This is a genomic window from Terrisporobacter mayombei, from assembly GCF_020748465.1.
GTDB lineage: Bacteria > Bacillota > Clostridia > Peptostreptococcales > Peptostreptococcaceae > Terrisporobacter > Terrisporobacter mayombei.
Genome location: NZ_JAHZMP010000247.1, coordinates 1 through 447, shown reverse-complemented (window position 1 = coordinate 447; position 447 = coordinate 1). Strand labels below are relative to the sequence as shown.

Annotated in this window: 1 protein-coding gene; it reads right to left on the bottom strand. The window is 66.0% G+C overall.

All coding sequences use genetic code 11. The annotated features are described in order from the left end of the window. A partial coding sequence (locus K0039_RS21395; RefSeq protein WP_228106902.1) for an IS66 family transposase occupies positions 1 to 447 on the bottom strand: 447 nt, incomplete at both ends.

The following is a 447-nucleotide window of genomic DNA, read 5'->3' as shown; positions in this document are numbered from 1 at the left end:
GAGGGGGGTGGGCGCGGCATCGTGTGCGCGCGGCGCGCGGGCCGGCGCCCCCGGTCGGGCGGTACCCCGGTGGGTGGGCAGGGACGGGGGGGGGGCCTGAAGGATGGCATCGAACTGAGTACGGGCATGCTTTTCGCGTACAGTCCGGATAACCCGGAAGGCGCTGCGCATCAACTCCGGCTGTTCGGCGGCATCCTCACCCAGATAGCTCAGTGGGCCTCCACATTCCGGGCAGCATGACGCTGCCGGCAGCAGCCGTTTTTCATCGCGGGGGAGTGATTCGGGGAACGGTTTGCGGGTGCGGGTTTGACGCAGTGGGCGCTGCACGGCCGGGTCGTCAACCCGACCGGTAAGGGTATCACTTTCTTTCTGAAGTGCCTTCAGGTCAGCTTCCATCTGTGCGATACGACGGGAGACTTTTTCGGAGCGGCTGCCGAAGTTCATCCG